14 protein-coding genes are annotated in these 18,960 nt (G+C 66.8%); 12 read left to right on the plus strand and 2 right to left on the minus strand.

All coding sequences use genetic code 11. The features are described 5' to 3' along the window. Positions 1 to 13 precede the first annotated feature (13 nt). The 3 genes from M3O59_RS03235 to M3O59_RS03245 all read left to right on the plus strand — a co-directional run bounded on the left by M3O59_RS03235 (position 14) and on the right by M3O59_RS03245 (position 3,521). On the plus strand, positions 14 to 1,996 hold the full coding sequence (locus M3O59_RS03235; RefSeq protein WP_181920454.1) for a M1 family metallopeptidase: 1,983 nt from the start codon (positions 14 to 16) through the stop codon (positions 1,994 to 1,996). Between the two features lie 172 nt (positions 1,997 to 2,168). Next, on the plus strand, positions 2,169 to 2,888 hold the full coding sequence (locus M3O59_RS03240) for a hypothetical protein (protein ID WP_064633031.1): 720 nt from the start codon (positions 2,169 to 2,171) through the stop codon (positions 2,886 to 2,888). A gap of 3 nt (positions 2,889 to 2,891) precedes the next feature. Then, on the plus strand, positions 2,892 to 3,521 hold the full coding sequence (locus M3O59_RS03245) for an HAD family hydrolase (RefSeq protein WP_116905060.1): 630 nt from the start codon (positions 2,892 to 2,894) through the stop codon (positions 3,519 to 3,521). Positions 3,522 to 3,900: 379 nt separating this feature from the next. On the opposite strand, the gene M3O59_RS03250 is transcribed toward M3O59_RS03245, so the two are convergent. After that, entirely contained in the window at positions 3,901 to 4,833 is a 933-nt protein-coding gene (locus tag M3O59_RS03250) for a carbohydrate kinase family protein (RefSeq protein ID WP_008573357.1), read from the minus strand. A 275-nt stretch (positions 4,834 to 5,108) separates the two neighbouring features. On the opposite strand from M3O59_RS03250, the gene M3O59_RS03255 reads away from it, so the two are divergent. The 9 genes from M3O59_RS03255 to M3O59_RS03295 all read left to right on the plus strand — a co-directional run bounded on the left by M3O59_RS03255 (position 5,109) and on the right by M3O59_RS03295 (position 17,574). Further along, on the plus strand, positions 5,109 to 6,155 hold the full coding sequence (locus M3O59_RS03255; protein WP_003482734.1) for a rod shape-determining protein: 1,047 nt from the start codon (positions 5,109 to 5,111) through the stop codon (positions 6,153 to 6,155). A 172-nt stretch (positions 6,156 to 6,327) separates the two neighbouring features. Continuing rightward, positions 6,328 to 7,578 carry a rod shape-determining protein MreC gene (mreC, locus tag M3O59_RS03260; RefSeq protein WP_116905059.1) on the plus strand — a complete coding sequence of 417 codons (1,251 nt, stop codon included), beginning with the start codon at positions 6,328 to 6,330 and terminating at the stop codon, positions 7,576 to 7,578. Next, positions 7,575 to 8,060 (plus strand): rod shape-determining protein MreD, encoded by a 486-nt coding sequence (gene mreD, locus M3O59_RS03265; protein ID WP_116905058.1) that lies wholly within the window; start codon positions 7,575 to 7,577, stop codon positions 8,058 to 8,060. The genes mreC and mreD overlap by 4 nt, the downstream gene beginning before the upstream one ends. 3 nt (positions 8,061 to 8,063) lie before the next feature. Further along, positions 8,064 to 10,124 (plus strand): penicillin-binding protein 2, encoded by a 2,061-nt coding sequence (mrdA, locus tag M3O59_RS03270; protein WP_116905057.1) that lies wholly within the window; start codon positions 8,064 to 8,066, stop codon positions 10,122 to 10,124. Further along, positions 10,121 to 11,239, plus strand: coding sequence for a rod shape-determining protein RodA (gene rodA, locus M3O59_RS03275; RefSeq protein WP_064633021.1), 1,119 nt, complete (start codon positions 10,121 to 10,123; stop codon positions 11,237 to 11,239). The genes mrdA and rodA overlap by 4 nt, the downstream gene beginning before the upstream one ends. Positions 11,240 to 11,550: 311 nt before the next feature. After that, positions 11,551 to 12,942: a glycoside hydrolase family 28 protein gene (locus M3O59_RS03280; protein WP_116905056.1), complete on the plus strand. Its 1,392-nt coding sequence runs from the start codon at positions 11,551 to 11,553 to the stop codon at positions 12,940 to 12,942. Between the two features lie 447 nt (positions 12,943 to 13,389). Then, a complete protein-coding gene (gene mltB / locus M3O59_RS03285; protein WP_116905055.1) occupies positions 13,390 to 14,538 on the plus strand; it encodes a lytic murein transglycosylase B in 1,149 nt (382 codons plus the stop codon). Next, positions 14,535 to 15,947 carry a septal ring lytic transglycosylase RlpA family protein gene (locus tag M3O59_RS03290; RefSeq protein WP_116905054.1) on the plus strand — a complete coding sequence of 471 codons (1,413 nt, stop codon included), beginning with the start codon at positions 14,535 to 14,537 and terminating at the stop codon, positions 15,945 to 15,947. The genes mltB and M3O59_RS03290 overlap by 4 nt, the downstream gene beginning before the upstream one ends. A gap of 421 nt (positions 15,948 to 16,368) precedes the next feature. Then, positions 16,369 to 17,574 (plus strand): D-alanyl-D-alanine carboxypeptidase family protein, encoded by a 1,206-nt coding sequence (locus M3O59_RS03295; protein WP_064633012.1) that lies wholly within the window; start codon positions 16,369 to 16,371, stop codon positions 17,572 to 17,574. A 145-nt stretch (positions 17,575 to 17,719) separates the two neighbouring features. Here the strand turns inward: M3O59_RS03295 and M3O59_RS03300 are convergent, their stop codons facing one another. After that, positions 17,720 to 18,781, minus strand: coding sequence for a lipid A deacylase LpxR family protein (locus tag M3O59_RS03300; protein ID WP_116905053.1), 1,062 nt, complete (start codon positions 18,779 to 18,781; stop codon positions 17,720 to 17,722). Positions 18,782 to 18,960: the final 179 nt, after the last annotated feature.

Here is an 18,960-nt window from a genome sequence, read left to right on the forward strand (position 1 = left end):
TGCGGTGCCGTCGATGCGCTTCCCGTTCCTGTCGCTGTCCCTGGCCGTGTCCATCGCGCTGGCCGGCTGTTCCAATGACTCCACGCCGCCGGCCGCAACCACTGCGCCGGCCGCCACTGCCAAGGCCCCCGTGAAAGCAGACGCCCGCAACCACGACGAAAGCTCTTACGCCCAGCCGCAGCTGGTGGTCATCAAGGATCTGGCGCTGGACCTGAAGCTGGATTTCGACGCCAAACAGATCGGCGGCACTGCCACCTACACGCTGGACTGGAAGGACAAGGCCGCCAAGCAGCTGGTGCTGGACACGCGCGAGCTGAGCATTGCGCAGGTGCAGGCCGACGACGGCAAGGGCGCGTTGGCACCGCTGCAGTTCGCGCTGGCGCCGGCCGACAAGACCTTCGGCAGCAAGCTCACCATCGAGACGCCGACTCAGCCGTCCAAGATCGTGATCACCTATCACACCGCACCCACCGCCTCGGGCCTGCAGTGGCTGGAGCCGTCGATGACCGAAGGCAAGCAGTTGCCTTTCATGTTCAGCCAGTCGCAGGCGATCCACGCGCGCAGCTGGGTGCCGTTGCAGGACACCCCGAGCGTGCGCTTCACCTATAGCGCGCATGTCACCTCGCGCCCGGACGTGATGGTGCTGATGAGCGCCGACAACGACCCCAAGGCTGCGCGCGACGGCGATTACAGCTTCAAGATGCCCGAGCCGATTCCCTCTTATTTGTTGGCGATTGCGGCCGGCGATGTGGTGTTCAAGCCGATCTCCGCACGCTCGGGCGTGTGGGCCGAGCCGGCGATGGCCGACAAGGCCGCCAAGGAATTCGAAGACACCGAAAAGATGATCGGTGCTGCGGAAAAACTCTATGGCCCGTATCGCTGGGGCCGTTACGACATGCTGGTGCTGCCGCCGTCGTTCCCGTTCGGTGGCATGGAGAACCCGCGCCTGACCTTCGCCACGCCCACCGTGATCGTCGGCGACAAGTCGTTGGTGTCGTTGGTGGCGCACGAACTGGCGCATAGCTGGTCCGGCAACCTGGTGACCAACGCCAGCTGGAAGGACATCTGGCTCAACGAAGGCTTTACCACCTACGTGCAGGCGCGCATCACCGAGGCGCTGTACGGCGCGGAGATGGCCGAGATGGAGCGCGAGATCGACCAGGGCGATCTGCTGGCCGAAGTGAAGGACATGCCGCCGGCCGACCAGCTGCTGGAGTTGCCGCCGCTGGCGCAGCGCGACCCCGACGACGCCTTGAGCCAGGTGGCCTACGTCAAGGGCGCGTGGTTCCTGCAGTTCCTGGAACAGCGCTTCGGCCGCGAGGTGTTTGACCCGTTCCTGCGCGGCTGGTTCGACGATCACGCGTTCCAGAGCGCCACCACCGACCAGTTCGTCGATTACCTGCAGAAGAACCTGCTGGCCAAGCATCCCAACACGGTGAGCGCGGCGGAAGTGGATGCGTGGCTGAAACAGCCGGGTATCCCGGCGTTTGCGGCCAAGGCGCGCTCGCGCAGCTTCTCGATCGTGGACACCGCACGCATTGCCTGGAGCGGCAGCGGCACGCTGCCCAGCAAGCAGGTCACCGGCGAGTGGGGCACGCAGGAATGGGTGCACTTCCTCAGCGGCATGGGCGCCACGCTCAAGCCCGAGCAGCTCAAGCAGCTGGATGATGCGTATCACTTCACCGGCACGCCGAATGGCGAAATCGCCATGCGCTGGTACCCGCTGGCGATCCGTAGCGGCTACACCGACGCGCGCGCTGCCGCAGGCGAGTTCATCGAGCGCGTCGGCCGCCGCAAGCTGGTGCTGCCGATCTACGCCGAACTGCTGAAGACCCCGGACGGCATTGCGTTTGCCGAACAGGCCTTCGAAAAAGCCAAGCCCAGCTACCACCCGATCACCACAGCATCGGTGGCCGAGATGATCGCCAAGGCCAAGGCGGCAGCGCCTGCACCTGCAGCGACACCTGCGCCTACTCCTGCGCCGACGCAGCAGTAAATCGCGGCGCAACGCCGCGCCGTGAGCCCGGCGATAAGTGCAACAGACGGGGAGCCTTGTGCTCCCTGTTTGCTGTCTGCGTACATGGCGCGAACGCCGCCTGTCATGCATGCGGCCTGCAACGCCAGGCTGGTATCGTTGCGGCTGTTTTCCACGTCTTTCGGAGTCGACGATGAAGTATCTGCTGAGCGCGGCCTTGTGCATCGCGGTCGTGAGTGGCTGTACCGACCGGCAGGCGCAACGTCAGGCGCAGGAAGCCGCACAGGCGCAGGTCAAGGAAAACGAAGCCGACGCCCTCGCCAAGCAATACGACGAGGCGGTCAAGGCGCAGAACTGGGACATGGCGCGCGCGCACGGCGCCGCCTTGCTCGAAGGCTATGCCGGCACGGCGGCCGCCACGCGCATCGAGCCCGGCTATGCCGACATCAAGGCCAAGGGCGAGCAGGCGCGCGAGCTGCGCCGCATGCAGGCGCTGTGGCAGTACTCCCAGGTGCCGGCAAAGGGCGGCACCCAGCGCTCGGCGATGATCGATGCCAAGGAGCGGGTGGACGTAGATGGCAGCGGGCCAAAGCCGGTCAGCCTGGTGTTCCGCGATCACCCGCAATGGAAGCGCCACAGCTACCTCGTGCTCAAGGCCGGCGATTTCAATTGCTACGGCGGCTGCAAGGTGCAGGTTGCGGCCGACGGCGGCGCAGCGCGTGCGATGGCCGCACACCGCCCGGACACCGACGAAGCCATCGCCATGTTCATCGATGACGACAAGGCATTGTGGAAGGTGGTACGCAACGCCAAGCGCATCAGCATCGCGTTTCCGGTCAAGGCCGGCGGCACGCGTACCGCAGAGTTCGAGGTGGGCGGTCTGGAGACCACGCAGATGCCGGGTTGGAAATAGGCCATGGATGGCGCGCGCGCGGCCCGCTTGCCGCTATCGGCTTATCGGCATTGGGTGTTCGACATGGATGGCACGCTGACCCAGCCCGTGCACGACTTCGCGCTGATCCGCCGCGCGCTGGAGATACCGCCCGACGCCGACATCCTGCATCACCTGGCAGCCTTGCCCACCGAGCAGGCGCAGGCCAAGCACGCGTGGCTGCTGGAGCACGAGCGCGTGCTGGCGGAAGCAGCGCAGCCGGCGCCAGGTGCGCAAGACATGGTGCGCGCATTGCAGGCCGACGGCTGCCGCCTCGGGTTGCTGACCCGCAATGCGCGCAGCCTGGCGCAGATCACGTTGCAGGCGATCGGCCTGGGCGATGCCTTCGCTAGGGACGACATCGTCGGCCGCGACGAGGCCGCGCCCAAACCCGCGCCCGATGGGTTGCAGTATTTCCAGCAGCGCTGGTCGGTGAGCGCCGCCGCGCTGCTGATGGTTGGCGACCACCTCAACGACCTGGCCTGCGGCCGTGCCGCCGGTGCCGGCACCGTGCTGGTCAACACCCCCGGCGACCCCTGGCCCGGTCTGGCCGACTGGCGCCTGCGCGATTGCAGCGAATTGCTATGGCGGTGGCAGTCCCAGGTGGATAGCTGACGTCGCACTGGTTTAGAGCCGTTCTCCCCACGGGAGCAGGGCTGGGCTGAGGATGCGGCGCGCATAGCGCCCGAGTTTTCGAACTGCGCGAGGCTTCGCCCGTACCCTCATCCGCCCCTGCGGGGCACCTTCTCCCGGTGGAAGAAGGGACATTGATACGCGAGGACGTTAAAGCTCCTCTCCCGCCGGGAGAGGGATTGGGGTGAGGGTACGGCGCGCGTAGCGCCCGAGTTCTCGAACTGCGCGAGGCTCCGCCCGTACCCTCATCCGCCCCTGCGGGGCACCTTCTCCCGGTGGGAGAAGGGACATTGATACGCGAGGGCGTTAAAGCCCCTCTCCCGTCGGACACTGTCCCGGTGGGAGAAGGGCAAAGCGCCCGTTAAAGCGCGTAGCCGAACTGCTGCTTGAACTGGTCGTTGAATTCGGCGAAGTCGAAGCGCTGGTTCTGGGTGCCGGGGTGTTCGACCTTCAGCGCGCCCATCAGGTTGCCCATGCGGCCGATGGTCAGCCAGTCGTAGCCGCCCTGGATGCCGTAGATCAGGCCGGCGCGGAACGCGTCGCCGCAACCGGTGGGGTCGACCACGCGGCGCTCGTGCGCCGGCGGGATGTCGTAGGTCTTCTCCGGCGTATGCACCAGCGCGCCCTTCGGGCCCTGCGTGGTGATGTAGGCCTGCACGCGCGAGACGATGTCCTTCTCGTCCCAGCCGGTACGTTCCTGCAGCAGGTTGGACTCGTAGTCGTTGACCACCACGTACTGGGCCTGCTCGATGAACTGGCGCAGCTCCGGGCCGTTGAACAGCGGCATGGCCTGGCCCGGGTCGAAGATGAAGGGGATGCCGCCGGCAGCGAACTCTTCTGCGTTCTGGATCATGCCTTCGCGCCCGTCCGGGCCGACCAGGCCCAGGGTCACACCAGGCACATCCTTCACGTGGTTTTCGTAGCTGCGCATCATCGCGCCCGGATGGAAGGCGGTGATCTGGTTGTTGTCGTGGTCGGTGGTGATGAAGGCCTGCGGGGTGAACAGGTCGTCGATGATCTTCACCCGCGACAGGTCGATGCCAAGGGTTTCGAAATGTTCGCGGTACGGGCCGAAATCCTGGCCCACGGTGCCCATCGGAATCGGCGCGCCACCGAGCAGATGCAGGTTGTAGGCGATGTTGCCGGCGCAGCCGCCGAACTCGCGGCGCATGCGCGGTACCAGGAACGACACATTGAGGATGTGCACCTTGTCCGGCAGGATGTGGTTCTTGAACTGGTCCGGAAACACCATGATGGTGTCGTAGGCGAGGGAACCACAGATCAGTGCGGACATCGAGTCAGGCCTTTGCGTAAGGAAATACCCGCCAGTTGCCGGCATGGCGGCGGGACGGCGCCAACGCCGCGGCGCAAAGGGTAACGGCTGCGACCGATCAGGGCCACAACCGCGTGCCATGCCCGGCGTGACCGCCACATGAAAACCGGGCCGCAATAACCGATTTTTCCTTGCCCGCATCGGGGGGGATTGCTAGGCTAACGGACTTCGTTTTCTGCCCAAAATTTCGCCAGTCTGGCGGTGGGCACACGACTTACCCAGGACCAACTCCCTCGATGTTCAAGAAACTGCGCGGCATGTTCTCCAACGACCTGTCCATCGATCTGGGCACGGCCAATACGCTGATTTACGTGCGCGGGCAGGGCATCGTGCTGAACGAGCCATCGGTGGTTGCGGTGCGTCAGGACCGCGCGATCGGCGGTACGCGTTCGGTGGCGGCGGTCGGCGCAGAAGCCAAGCAGATGCTCGGCCGCACGCCTGGTCACATCACCACCATTCGCCCGATGAAAGACGGCGTCATCGCCGATTTCACCTACACCGAAGCGATGCTGAAGCACTTCATCAAGAAGGTGCACAAGTCGCGCTTCCTGCGCCCGAGCCCGCGCGTGCTGGTGTGCGTGCCAGCCGGTTCCACCCAGGTGGAGCGCCGCGCGATCAAGGAATCTGCGGAAGAGGCTGGTGCGCGCGATGTCTACCTGATCGAAGAACCGATGGCCGCCGCGATCGGCGCCGGCATGCCGGTGACCGAAGCACGCGGCTCGATGGTCATCGACATCGGCGGCGGCACCACCGAGGTGGCGGTGATCTCGCTCAACGGCATCGTCTACTCGCAGTCCGTGCGCGTGGGCGGCGACCGCTTCGATGAGTCGATCACCAATTACGTGCGCCGCAACCACGGCATGCTGATCGGCGAAGCCACCGCCGAGCGCATCAAGCTGCAGATCGGTTGCGCCTACCCGCAGGACGAGGTGCAGGAGATGGAAATCTCCGGCCGTAACCTTGCCGAGGGCGTGCCGAAGATGATCAAGATCAACTCCAACGAAGTGCTCGAAGCGCTGCACGAGCCGTTGTCGGGCATTGTCTCCGCGGTCAAGCTGGCGCTGGAACAGACCCCGCCGGAACTGTGCGCCGACGTCGCCGAGCGTGGCATCGTGCTCACCGGTGGCGGCGCGCTGCTGCGCGACCTGGACCGGCTGATCTCCGAAGAAACCGGCCTGCACGTGCAGGTGGCCGACGACCCGCTCACCTGCGTGGCGCGCGGTGGCGGCCGTGCGCTGGAGCTGGTGGACATGCACGGCAACGAGTTCTTCGCGCCGGAGTGAGGCGTTCGGGATTCGGGAGTCGGCATTGGGGATTCGCAAAGGCGGTTCCTGCCTACGGCCCGGCGGGATTGCCGCGCAATTCCGCTGATTCACGTGTTAGCCGCATTCGTCTCGGGGCCAGCCAAGTGCTCCCCGAATCCCTAATCCCGAATCTCCATTCCCGGCCCTGAACGTGCACTCCTACGCCGGTCCTCCCGTCGCCTCCCGTCCGGGCGAAGTTACCTCCACGCTGCGGCTGCTGGTCTATCTGGTGCTGGCGATCACATTGATCGCGCTCGATAGCCGTGGCAGCTGGCTGAGCCAGGTGCGGCTGCAGGCCAATCTGCTGATCCAGCCGATCTGGGCGGTGGCCGGGTTGCCGGGGCGGATCGGGTCGCAGGTGCGCGACAACGCCGCCACCCATGCGCAACTGGTGGAAGAAACCCGCGACCTGCGCAATCAGCTGTTGGTCGCCAACGCGCGCCTGACCCGGCTGCAGACCGCCGCGCTGGACAACGCGCAGCTGCGTGAGCTGCTCAACGCGGCCGAGCGCCGCGGCCTGGACGTGCAGCTGGCACCGATCCTGGACATCGACCTGGACCCGACCCGCCAGCGCCTGCTGCTGGATGCCGGCAGCCGCGATGGCGTGCTGATGGGCCAGGCGGTGATCGATGCCGGCGGGCTGATGGGGCAGGTGATCGAAGTGACCCCGCTGCATTCGACCGTGTTGCTGCTCACCGACCCGGACCATGCGGTGCCGGTCAGTGTGGCGCGCAACGGCGTGCGCCTGATCGTCTACGGCCGCGGCGACCGCCTGGAATTGCGCGACATCCCGCTCAGCGCCGGCGTGCAGGTGGGCGATGAAATCGTCACCTCCGGCCTGGGCGGCCGCTTCCCGACCGGCTTCCCGGTCGGCAAGGTGTCCGAGCTGCATCCCGACGACACCCACGCCTTCCTGGTCGGCGAACTCACCCCGGCGGCCAAGCTCGATCGTGGCCGCGATGTGTTGTTGTTGCGGGCCGGTAAACCGCTGCGCGTGGTGCCTGTGGCCGGGGAGGCGGGACCGGGGACCGGGGACCGGGGACCCGGTAACAGCAGCGGCAACGGCCTTGACGGTGCGGGGGGCGGTGGGCTTGCGGCACATGGTGAGCCTGCGCCGCGCTCCGTCGCTGCACGTTCCGGCGGCACGTCTATGCAAGGCGCTCGGCAAGCCGATGCCGCCCCGGCGTCAACGTCCAACGCTTCTGCGCCGGGCGTGGGCCCGGCGAGCGGGCAGGGCAATGCCGCGGTCTCACCGACATCGGGCGCACGTTCCAGGCCGCAGGTGCCGGCAGCCGGGAACGCTGTGCAAAACGATCCTGCGCCGGCATCCACGTCAACTGCCTCTCCCCGCGTCCCGGGTCCCCGGTCCCCGGTCCCGGCTCCACCGGAGACGGACCAATGACCCGCATGCGCAACACCTGGATCCTGCCGGCCAGCATCGTCATTGCGCTGGTGCTGGGTCTGCTGCCGCTGCCGGCGGTGGTGCAGCCGCTGCGTCCGTACTGGGTGGCGCTGGTGCTGGCGTACTGGGTGATCGAAGATCCAGATCGGGTCGGCCTGGGGATCGCCTTCGTGGCTGGCGTGCTGGCCGACCTGCTGTACGGCGGGCTGCTTGGCGAGCAGGCGCTGCGGCTGGTGATCATGACCTTCATCCTGCAGCGCTTCCGCGCGCGGATGCGCTTCTTCCCGGTGTCGCAGCAGGCGCTGGCGATCGGCGGGCTGCTGCTCAACGACCGCATCGTGTCCTCGGCCGTGCATCTGGCCGTGGGCGAACCGACCCTGCCGTGGAGTTACTGGTGGGCGCCGCTGCTGGGCATGGCGCTGTGGCCGCCGTTGTTCGTGCTGCTGGATGCGGTACGCCTGGGCAAGCGGAGCAAGAAGTAGCCCATGCACGGTCGGCGCCAGCCCAAGAACCCGCACGCCGAGGCCGAACAGTTCCGCCGTCGCGCGGTACTGGGCTTTGTGATGGTGGTGATCTGCCTGGTCGGGCTGGGCGGCTGGTATTTCAAGCTGCAGGTGCTCGACCACGAGGTCTACGCCACCCGCTCGGAAGCCAACCGCATCAAGCCCAAGCCGGTGGTGCCCGGGCGCGGCATGATCTACGACCGCACCGGCCGGCTGCTGGCCGAAAACGTGCCGGCGTTCCGGCTGGACGTGACCCCGGACAAGGTCGCCGACATGGACGCCATGCTGGCCGCGCTGGGCAAGGTGATCCCGATTGCGCCGGAGGATCTGGAGCGCTTCAATCGCGAGCGGCGCGCACGCCGCAGCTTCCTGCCGGTCACGCTCAAGCTGCGCATGAGCGATGAAGAGATGGCGCGCTTTGCGGTGGAGCGCTGGCGCTTCCCCGGCGTGGAGCTGGAGCCGTATCTCACCCGCCGTTATCCATACGGCCCGTTGTTCGCGCACATCATCGGCTATGTCGGCCGCATCGACGAAAAAGACCTGGCGGTACTGGGCGAAGGCAATGCCGCGCTCACCCACATGGGCAAGTCCGGCCTGGAGCGCTATTACGAGCAGGATCTGCGCGGCCAAGTGGGCTACGAGCAGGTCGAGACCAACGTGCAGGGGCGCGCGATCCGCACCGTCGGCCGGGTCGCGCCGCAATCGGGTGCAGACCTGCGCCTGTCGGTGGACGCCGACCTGCAGCGCGCGATGGTGGCCGCGTTCGGCGAGCACGAAGGGGCGGCCATTGCCATGGACCCGCGCACCGGCGAGATCCTGGGCATGGTCAGCCTGCCCAGCTACGACCCCAACCTGTTCGTCAACGGCATCTCGCATACCGACTTCAAGATGCTCAACGACAACCCGTCGCGGCCGCAGTTCAACCGGCTGGTGCTCGGTGGCGTGGCGCCGGGCTCCACGCTCAAGCCGCTGATCGCGCTGGCCGGCCTGGACAGCGGCCTGCGCCGGCCGGAAGACCGGGTGTTGTCCACCGGCATGTTCTATCTGCCCGGGGTCAGCCGCGGCTGGGGCGATTCGCACCGCGGCGGCCACGGCTGGACCGATCTGCGCAAATCCATCGCCCAGTCGGTCAATACCTACTACTACCGCCTGGCGGTGGACATGGGCGTCGAGCGCTTCGACCACTACATGGGTGGGTACGGCTTTGGCGCGCCCACCGGCGTGGACCTGCTGGGCGAAATCGGCGGCATCCTGCCGTCGCCTGCCTACAAGTACAAGACCCGCAAGGAGCGCTGGTACCCCGGCGACACCGTCAACATCGCCATTGGCCAGGGCGACTGGAAGGTGACCCCGCTGCAGCTGGTGCGCGGCGTGTCGGCAATCGCCAGCGGCCTGCTGCTGCGTCCGCATCTGGTGCTGGAACAACGCACCGGCTTCGATCACCCCTGGCAGCCGATGATCCAGCCGCCGGGCAAGCCGGTCAGCCCGAGTCCGGCGCATCTGCAGGTGGTGCGCGAGGGCATGATGGACACCATGCGCCCGGGCGGTACCGGTTATGCCATCACACCCGGGGCGCCCTACCAGATGGCCGGCAAGACCGGCACCGCGCAGGTGGTCAGCCGCAAGGGCGTGGCCGCCGTGGACCCGCGCAGCCTGCCGATGCATCTGCGCCATCGCGGCCTGTTCGTCGGTTTCGCGCCGGCCGACCACCCGGTCATCGCGGTGGCGGTGGCGGTGGAGGGCGGCGGCTTCGGTACCAGCTCGGCAGCGCCGATCGCGCGCAAGATCTTCGACGCCTGGTTGCTGGGCAAGATGCCTGCCGGGCTGGAGCCGCTGGACAGCGAGCTCGGCATGACGGCCGTCGGCGTCAACCAGTTCGAAGCCGGCGTCACCGACGCGCGTGCCGCTGGCGACGCGGCCGCCGCCACGCTGGACGAGATGCCGGTGGTGATCGGCCAGACTGCCGTTGCGCTGGACCCCACCACGCCCGCGCAGCCGGTGGTGCCGGATGTGCCCGATGCGGTGCAGGAGACCGACCATTGAGCGACATCCTGCGCTGGTTGGTGGACATGGCCGCGCGCTTTACGCGCAGCCTGGACTGGGTGCTGTGTCTGGCATTGGGTGGGCTGATGGTGATCGGCCTGTCGGTGCTCAAGAGCGCCGGCGGCAGCGCCAATGGCGATCATCTGGTGATGGCGCAAGGCGTGCGCTTCGTCATCGGCGTGGCCGCGATGTGGGGCATTTCGCGCATGTCGGTGCTGCGCCTGCGCGCCTGGACGCCGTGGGTATATGGCTTGTCGATGCTGCCGTTGCTGGCGGTGTTCGCGCTGGGCACCGGCAAATACGGCCGGCAATGGCTGGACCTGAAAGTGTTCTATCTGCAGCCGGCCGAGCTGCTCAAGATCAGCCTGCCGATGATGGCGGCCTGGTATCTGCATCGCATGCCGCTACCGCCGCGTATCTCCACCGTATTGGTCACCTGCATGATCATCGGCGTGCCCACCGCGCTGATCATGCTGCAGCCGGACTTCGGCACCGGCGTGCTGATCGCCGCCAGCGGCGTATTCGTGCTGCTGCTGGCCGGCCTGCCGTGGTGGTGGGTTGCGGTGGGCCTGGGCGGTGTTTCGGCGGCTGCGCCGGTGGCCTGGTTCTGGCTGCTGCGCCCGTACCAGAAGGACCGCATCATGATGTTCCTCAACCCCGAAAACGACGCGCTCGGCGCCGGCTGGAACATCATCCAGTCCAAGATCGCGATTGGTTCTGGCGGCCTGAACGGCAAGGGCTGGGGGTTGGGCTCGCAGTCGCATCTGAATTTCATTCCCGAGCAGACCACCGACTTTGCGTTCTCGGTGCTCAGCGAAGAATTCGGCTGGATCGGCGTGGCCACCGTGCTGACCTTGTATCTCATCGTGATCGGCCGCTGCCTGTGGATCGCCTCGCAGGCGCGCGATACCTATTCGCGCCTGGTCGCCGGCGCCACCGGCCTGGCGTTCTTCGTCTACGTGCTGGTCAACGGCGGCATGATTTCCGGCCTGCTGCCGGTGGTCGGCGTGCCGATGCCGCTGATGAGTTACGGCGGCACCTCGGCAGTGTCGTTGCTGGCCGGGCTGGGCCTGGTGATGGCGGTCAAGACGCATCGCCCGGTGCATGGGTATTGATGCGGGAGTGCCGCATCGTTGTGCCAATGCCGTGCGCGCGTACTCGGCGCGCATGCAATGTCGCAGCGTCGATCGATGCGACAGGCGTATGTCAAACGCTGACACGTTTTCAGGCACATCGTGTTTTTGCGCAGTGCATTGCAACGACGCGACACCGGCGTAGGCCTGCTTCGTTCGCGCGCTGCCGGGTTCGCGCGCCTGCTGCATGCGGGCACAGCGCTTCGTAGAGTCCGCCAGGCCGCCGCAGCGTTGGTGGCCGCGTCGCGTCGCTCCAGCAGCGCGCGCCACTCCTCTTTCGGGTGACCTCTTCCATGAAACCGCTAACCGCCGCCATCGGCGGTGTCTGTCTGCTGCTTGCCGCGCAGGCCGGTGCCGTCACGTTCGCCACCGGCGATACGCGCGCTGTCGCGCAACCGGCAATTCCCTCCCTCTGCCAGCCCGCGTTGAAGGCCAGCCAGACACCGAACGGCCACCTGTTCGATGCCGCACTGGAAAGTGCGCCGCCCGATACCGAGACCATCCAGGCGGCACTGAGCGCGTGCAAGAACGGCGCGGTGTTGCTGACCAGCGGCAGCGGCAACGCCTTTCTGACCGGCCCGCTGACGATTCCCACTGGCGTCACCCTGGTCATCGATCAAGGCGTCACCTTGTACGGCTCGCGCAACCCGGCCGATTACGGCAGCGGCTGCGGAAGCGCCGGCTCCAAGAGCGGCGGCTGCCTGCCATTGATCAGCGTCAAAGGTGCGAATTCGGGCGTGATGGGCATCCGCACCGACGGGCGGCAGGGCACCATCGACGGGCGTGGCGATCAAGTCATGCTCGGCAAGGGCACCACCTGGTGGGAGTTCGGCGAGAACGCCAAGGCGGCCGGCCAGGTACAGAACAGCCCCGACCTGATCAAGGTGCGGAACTCCACGGCGTTCACGCTCTACAACGTCAATCTGCTCAATGCCGCGTATTTCCACTTCTTCACGCACATCGTCAATGGCCTGACCATCTGGGGCGTGCGGGTGAAGTCGCCCGCCACCAGTCCCAACACCGATGGCCTGGATCTGGATAGCGTGGTCAATGCCACCCTCCACGACAACGATGTGATGGGCGGCGACGATTGCGTGGCCATCAAGACCATCGCCTCCAAGTCGGCCAACATCACCGTGCGCAACAGCCGCTGCTACGGCACGCACGGCATTTCCATCGGCAGCGAAGTGATGTCCGGCGTCAGCAACGTGCTGGTCGACAACAACGCGCTGGTGTCCACCGACGCTGGTGGCAACCGCAGCACCGACAACAGCGGCCTGCGCATCAAGACCAGCCTGGCCAAGGGCGGCCCGGTCAGTCTGGTCACCTATCGCAACACCTGCCTGTATGGCGTCACCAGCCCGTTGGTGATCAACCCGTTCTATGCCGCCGCAACCAGCGGCACCAAGCCGATCTTCAGCCAGATCGTGGTCGACGGGCTACGCAGCGCAAACGATGCTGGCGGCAAGGGCTGGATCCTGAAGGGCTATGACGCACAGACACCGCTGGACCTGGTGCTGGCCAACGTGGCGACCGGCAACACCTCGGTCACTGCGAGCAACGCGCAGATCGGGCTGAGCAACAGCGCGCTGACACCGACCGGTACCGGCGTCACTACGACGCAGGTGCAGCTGGGCGGCGCGATACCGACCTGCTCGGGCGCGCCGCGCTTTCCGGCGCTGTGAGGCGACAGGCGCGGCCGATTCCAGGGGCCGCGCCTGGTCTGCTGCCACGGCTGCGCAGTCGCGCCAGCCGCCGGCGGCTGGCTGTGATTGTTCCAGGCGTTGCAAGGCCGGCTAGCTGGCTGCGGCTCCCTCCAAGGAGGCGACGGCCGCCTTCGCGTCACTGACACCCGCGCGGCGACTGCGCCCGCGATCAGCCGATTGCAGTGATCGTCGAGCACTGAGGGCTCTGCGCAGCGCCAACATGCCAGCGGCGGGCATCGCGCTACTGCACCACGTGGCCGGATTCGTGCTGCTGCCAGATGCGGCGCCGAATCCCGAAGCCCGAATCCCGAATCCTCAGCCACCAAATTGGCCCAGCTGATGCGGCAGACCTTGACTTTGACTAAAGTCTTTGCGTTTCATGGTCTTATTGCCAGAAGTTCATCTGATCTCTGTTACCCTCGGCCGATGATTCGACGCACCCTGACCTGCCTGCTCACCCTCGGCCTTGTCGCCTGCGCGACCCAGCCCAGCCCTCCGTCCCCGCCGCCGGTTGCCAGCGCGCCGCCGGCCAAGCCGCCCGGTCCTCCGGCAGCGCCCACTCCGCCCGCCAGCGCCGCAGCCGAAGCGCCCGCGTTACCGCCGGTCGATCTGACGCCGGTGCCGTTCGAGATCGCACGCGCCAATTTCGTGCGCGACACCTCGGCCAAGTACGGCATCGATGCCGCGCAGATCGAAGCGGTGCTGGCCCAGGCGCAATTCAAGGACGCCATCGTCACCGCCATGTCGCGCCCGGCCGAACGGGTCAAACCGTGGAACGACTACCGGCCGATGTTCATCACCCAGGCGCGCATCGACGGCGGCCGCAACTTCCTGGCGCAACACCGCGCCGAGCTGAGCAAGGTCGAAGCGGCCACCGGTGTGCCGGCGCAGGTGATCGTGGCCATCATCGGGGTGGAAACCAGCTACGGCACCAACGCCGGCAAATACCGCGTGCTGGATGCGCTGTACACGCTGGCGTTCCGCTACCCGCGCAGCGGCGACCCGGCCAAGCTCGAGCGCGAGGTGCGCCGCGAGCTGTTTTTCCGCGACGAACTCGGCCAGCTGTTCGCGCTGGGCAAGGAAGAACAGCTCGACGTCACCACGTTGATCGGCAGCTACGCCGGCGCGATGGGCATGGGCCAGTTCATGCCGTCCAGCTACCGCCAGTTCGGCGTCGATGGCGATGCCGACGGCAAGCGCAACCTGTTTACCGACTACAACGACGTGTTTGCCTCGATCGCCAATTACTTTGTCAAGAAGGGCGGCTGGGTGCGCGGCGGGCAGGTTGCCGTGCCGGCCACGCTGGCTGCCGGCCACGAAGAATTCAATCCCACCGACTGGTCGCCGGTGTACACGCTGGCCGACCTGTCCGCGCGTGGCTATCACCCCAATGCGCCGGTGGTGGCCGGCAGCACCGCCACCCCGATCAGCCTGGACGATGCCAACGGCAAGCAGTACTGGCTGGGCTTCCAGAACTTTTACGCGATCACCCGATACAACATTTCCAAGATGTACGCGATGGCCGTGTTCCAGCTGTCCGAGGCCATCGCCGGCAAGGAGCTCCCCCCGGCATGAATAGCATGACAGGCCCCAAGTGGCTGATCCCGATGGCGCTGATGCTCGGCCTGGCGGCCTGTAGCAGCGCACCGAAGAAGAGCGTCGCCGGCAAGGGCGGCGGTGCGATCAAGAGCGTCAAGGTCGAAGGCAAGGGGCCGGCCTATGTGGCCACCGGCTGCCCGCCCACCTCGCCGTACGCCGCCGCCAAGGAAGATCCGTCCACGCGCGGCGACTACACCGCCGGTGGCCTGTACAAACCCGGCGTCAAGGACACCACACCGGACCACGTGCCCAACGTGGCCTGCATTCCCGAACCGCTGGTCACCAACGAGCCGCGCTCTGCAGTGGGCAATCGCTCGCCGTATGAAGTGCTGGGCAAGCGCTACGTGGTGATGGACAGCCCCGGTGACTATGTCGAACGCGGCACCGCCTCGTATTACGGCAGCAAGTTCCATGGCCGGCTGACCTCCAACAAGGAGGTCTACGACATGTACGCCTTCACCGCCGCGCACAAGACCCTGCCGCTGCCCAGCTTTGCGCTGGTCACCAACACCGACACCGGCGATTCGGTGGTGGTGCGCGTCAACGACCGCGGCCCGTTCCACGACGGCCGTGTGATCGATCTGAGCTATGCCGCCGCGGTCAAGCTGGGCATCACCGGCAAGGGCACCGGCAACGTCGAAGTGCGTGGCCTGACCGAAGCCGACAACGGCAACCTGCTTGCCAAGCGCCGCAGTGGCCAGGCCCCGGTGAATACGGCCGTTGCCGCCGCGCGGCCGGCTGCCAGCGCCAGCCAGATCGATGGCCTGGTGCAGCGTCTGCCCGCCCGCACCGTGCCGCCGCGTGCGGTAACGGCTGGCGCCGGCGCCGCGGTTGCCACATCCGCCGCCGCATCGGCTGGTAGCGCGCCGGTCGCTGCGGCCGGCGAGCGTTGGCGCTACCGCGTGGCTGACTCGCGCCAGCCCGGCGATGCCGACAACTTCGATGCCTGGATGAAGTCGCAGGGCGTGCGCGTGGCCACCGGCAAGCCGGCTGCTGCGGCGCCGCGACCGACCTCGCCAACCCCGGCTGCGGTGCCTGCCGCGGCGGTGCCGGTGGCGGTTGCGACGGTCAAACCCTCCGAGAGCACCGTTGCGCGCCCGCTCAAGGCCGAGCCGCTGCCGGCCAAGGCGCCCAGCGTGGCCGAGGCCGCACTGGGCGACATCCTGCTGCAGGTCGCCAGTTTCGCCAGCCGCGAAAACGCCAACCGCGCGCTGTCGCAACTGGCCTCGGCCGGCATTGCCGGTGCCAGCGTCAGCGACATCGTCAGTGGCGGGCGCACCCTGTGGCGGCTGCGCGTGAATGCACGCGACCACGCCAATGCCTCGGAAATCGCCCAGCGCATCGCTGGCCTCGGCTTCGGCCGCCCGCAGGTCGTGGCCAATTAAGCGCGAGCGGGTCTGGGTTCGCCAATCAAGCGTGAGCGCATCGCGTGCGCGCCCCGGCTGCATGGCTGTACCGGACACGGCCGGGCGATCAGGATCGGCTGGCGAACCATTGCCCACCTCCAATGCGGGTGCGGCAAAGACCGCAATCGGCATGCGCCCGCGCGCTCTGCTCGCCGTGCGTTGCGTGCATCCAGCTGACGACCGAGCGCCATGGTCGGCCGGTCCAACCCGCAGTCCGCAACGCCCACGACGTGCGCGGCGCCTTCAACTGCGCTGCGCAGACGCCACAGGCGTGCGGACAGCACACCTGCATCGCTGAACTGCGCAGGCGCGCACATCCGGCAACGCGTCGCCCTGATCGCCGTGGCGCCTTACAATTTCGCATTGCCCAGCTTTCGGGCCCGTCAGGAGTCGTTCTTCAATGAAATTCCGCTTCGCCGCCGCTGCCGTGGCCACGTTCGCCTTCGGCCTGGTCTGCGCCCAGACACCCGCGCCGCAGCCGACTCCCGCCGTGGCTGCGGCCCCGGCCGCCTTGCCGGTGCCGCCGGCACCCGCCCCGGCGGTGTCCAAGTCCTGGATCCTGATGGACTACGCCACCGGGCAGGTGCTGGCCGGTGAGAACATCCACCAGCAACTGGCGCCGGCCAGCATCACCAAGGTGATGACGTCGTACGTGGTCGCTGCCGAAATCAAGAACGGCAAGGTCAAACGCGACGACCAGGTCATGATGAGCGAACGCGCCTGGCGCGAAGGCGGCGCGGGCACCGACGGCAGCTACAGTGGCTTCCCGGTCAACCAGACGGCGCGTCTGGAAGACATGGAAAAAGGCATGGCGATCCAGTCCGGCAACGATGCCGCGATTGCGCTGGCCGAGCATGTCGCCGGCAGCGAAGAAGCCTTCGCCTCGCTGATGAACAGCTACGCCGCCAAGATCGGCATGAAGGATTCGTACTTCGTCAATGCGCACGGCCTGAGTGCCGAGGGGCATCACTCCACCGCCTTCGATCTGGCCATGCTGGGCCGCGCGATGGTGCGCGATTACCCGGAGACCTACGCCTACAACAAGATCAAGGAATTCCAGGTCGGCAGCATCAAGCAGAGCAACCGTAACCGGCTGCTGTGGCGCGACCCGGCGGTGGACGGCATCAAGACCGGCCATACCTCCGAGGCCGGGTACTGCCTGCTCAGCTCGGCCAAGCGTGGCGACCAGCGCCTGATCGCCGTGGTCATGGGCGACAGCTCCGAAGAACAGCGCGCCACCGACAGCCTGGCGCTGCTCAACTGGGGCTTCCGCTTCTTCGAAACCCACAGCCTGTACGCGCCGGGCAAGGTCGTGACCAAGCAGAAAGTATGGAAGGGCCAGCAGGACGAAGTGCAGCTTGGCGTGGCGCAGCCGCTGCTGGTCAGCCTGCAGCGCGGCCGCTACAACGACCTCAAGCCGAGCATGGAAGTGGCCAAGAATCTGCAGGCACCGATCAAGCAGGGCCAGCAGATCGGCACCGTCAAGGTCAGCCTGGACGGCAAGATCATCGCCCAGGCACCGCTGGTGGCGATCAACGCCGTCGAAGAGGGCGGGTTCTTCAAGCGCCTCTGGGATGCGTTCTGGATGTGGTGGGAATCGGAGTGATCCAAAGAAAAAGCCGGCTTTCGCCGGCTTTTTCTTTGCGGGGATTGGGGATTCGGCATTCGGGATTGGTAAAAGCCGGAGCAGTGGCGAGTCGCCAGCAGTCCGCTCCTACGACTCCCCAATCCCGACTCCCCAATCCCAACCCTCAGAGCATCCGACTGATCGTGAAGCTGCCATACACCGGCGTCTCGCGCTGGGTCTCGAATTCGCGGGTGCGGTGGTAGCGGGCAATGGCAAATTTCCAGCGCCCGTACATCACCGCCAGGCCGTAGCCCACGTCGCCCACGAACGGGCGCTTGTCCACGCTGTGGCTGCTGCGGAAGGTGTTGCCGTCCAGGGTGATGTCGCGGATCACCCAGCGCGCATCGGTGGTCAGAAACACATGCCCCGACCAGCCGCTGGCGCGTCCCAAGCGGCTTGGCGCAGTGTTTTCGCCTGCCGGGCGGGTGGGCGTGCTGCCGAAGTCGTCCGGCAGTTTCCAGCCGAAGCGCGCTTCGCCGCCGGCATTCAGATGCGTAGCCATGTTGCCGACCGCGCCGCCCCAGTGCGAAATGAAGTCCCAGCCGAAACCGCCGGCATTGCCGCTGGCGTCGGCCGGCCAGCGGCGCATGCGCTCGTGCACCAGATTGATCAGCGGCTCGTTGTGCAACTGGTTGTCCCAACCCTGGAACTTCTCGTCGCCGAGCGCATCGTGGATCGCATCCTGCGCCTCCTGCGCAAAGGCCCACGGGCCGACCACGCCGATCTGCAGCTGGGTGGTCCGCAGGTGCGCGTCGTTGCGCGCGTTGTAGCCGAAGCTCGCCAGCAGGATGCCCGCATACGGGCGGTCGTCCGGGATCACCCCGCGGCGGGTGTAATCGGTCGGGGTAAAGATGGCCTGGCCGATCGAGAACACCATGTTCTGCTGGTCGAACTCGCCCGGATGCAGTCGCTCCAGGTAGCTGTTGACCCAGCGCGCGGTGCGCGGCAGGCACGGGTCGTCGGTGTAATCAACCAGGTTCGGCGACACCAGGGTCAGCACCGCACCGTTGGAATAGCCCTGATCCTGATCTTCGCCGCCGAACAGGTCGTTATCGACCCGGAAATTCACCGCGGGCGGCGTACGTCCCAGCCGGCTGGAATCGCACTGATCCACCGCCAGGGCCGGCAGCGACAGCCCGGAAAGAGAAAGCAGCAGGGCAGCAGACAACGCGCGCGGTCTAAGCATGGAGGGCCTGGGCAGTGGAAGAAGGGCTGAGCTCAGAAAGGTGCCTGCGTGCGCTGCTGCGCCGTGTGAAGTGCGTGCCATCATGCGCCGGCTCGACCGGGCTGTAGCAGAAACTGCGGACACCGCTGCGTTCCATCTGCGAGGTGGTCAAAACCCGGCACCTCGGCGATGAAAAGCCC

The organism is Xanthomonas nasturtii, from assembly GCF_023337365.3.
In the GTDB taxonomy this organism is placed as follows: Bacteria; Pseudomonadota; Gammaproteobacteria; order Xanthomonadales; family Xanthomonadaceae; genus Xanthomonas; species Xanthomonas nasturtii.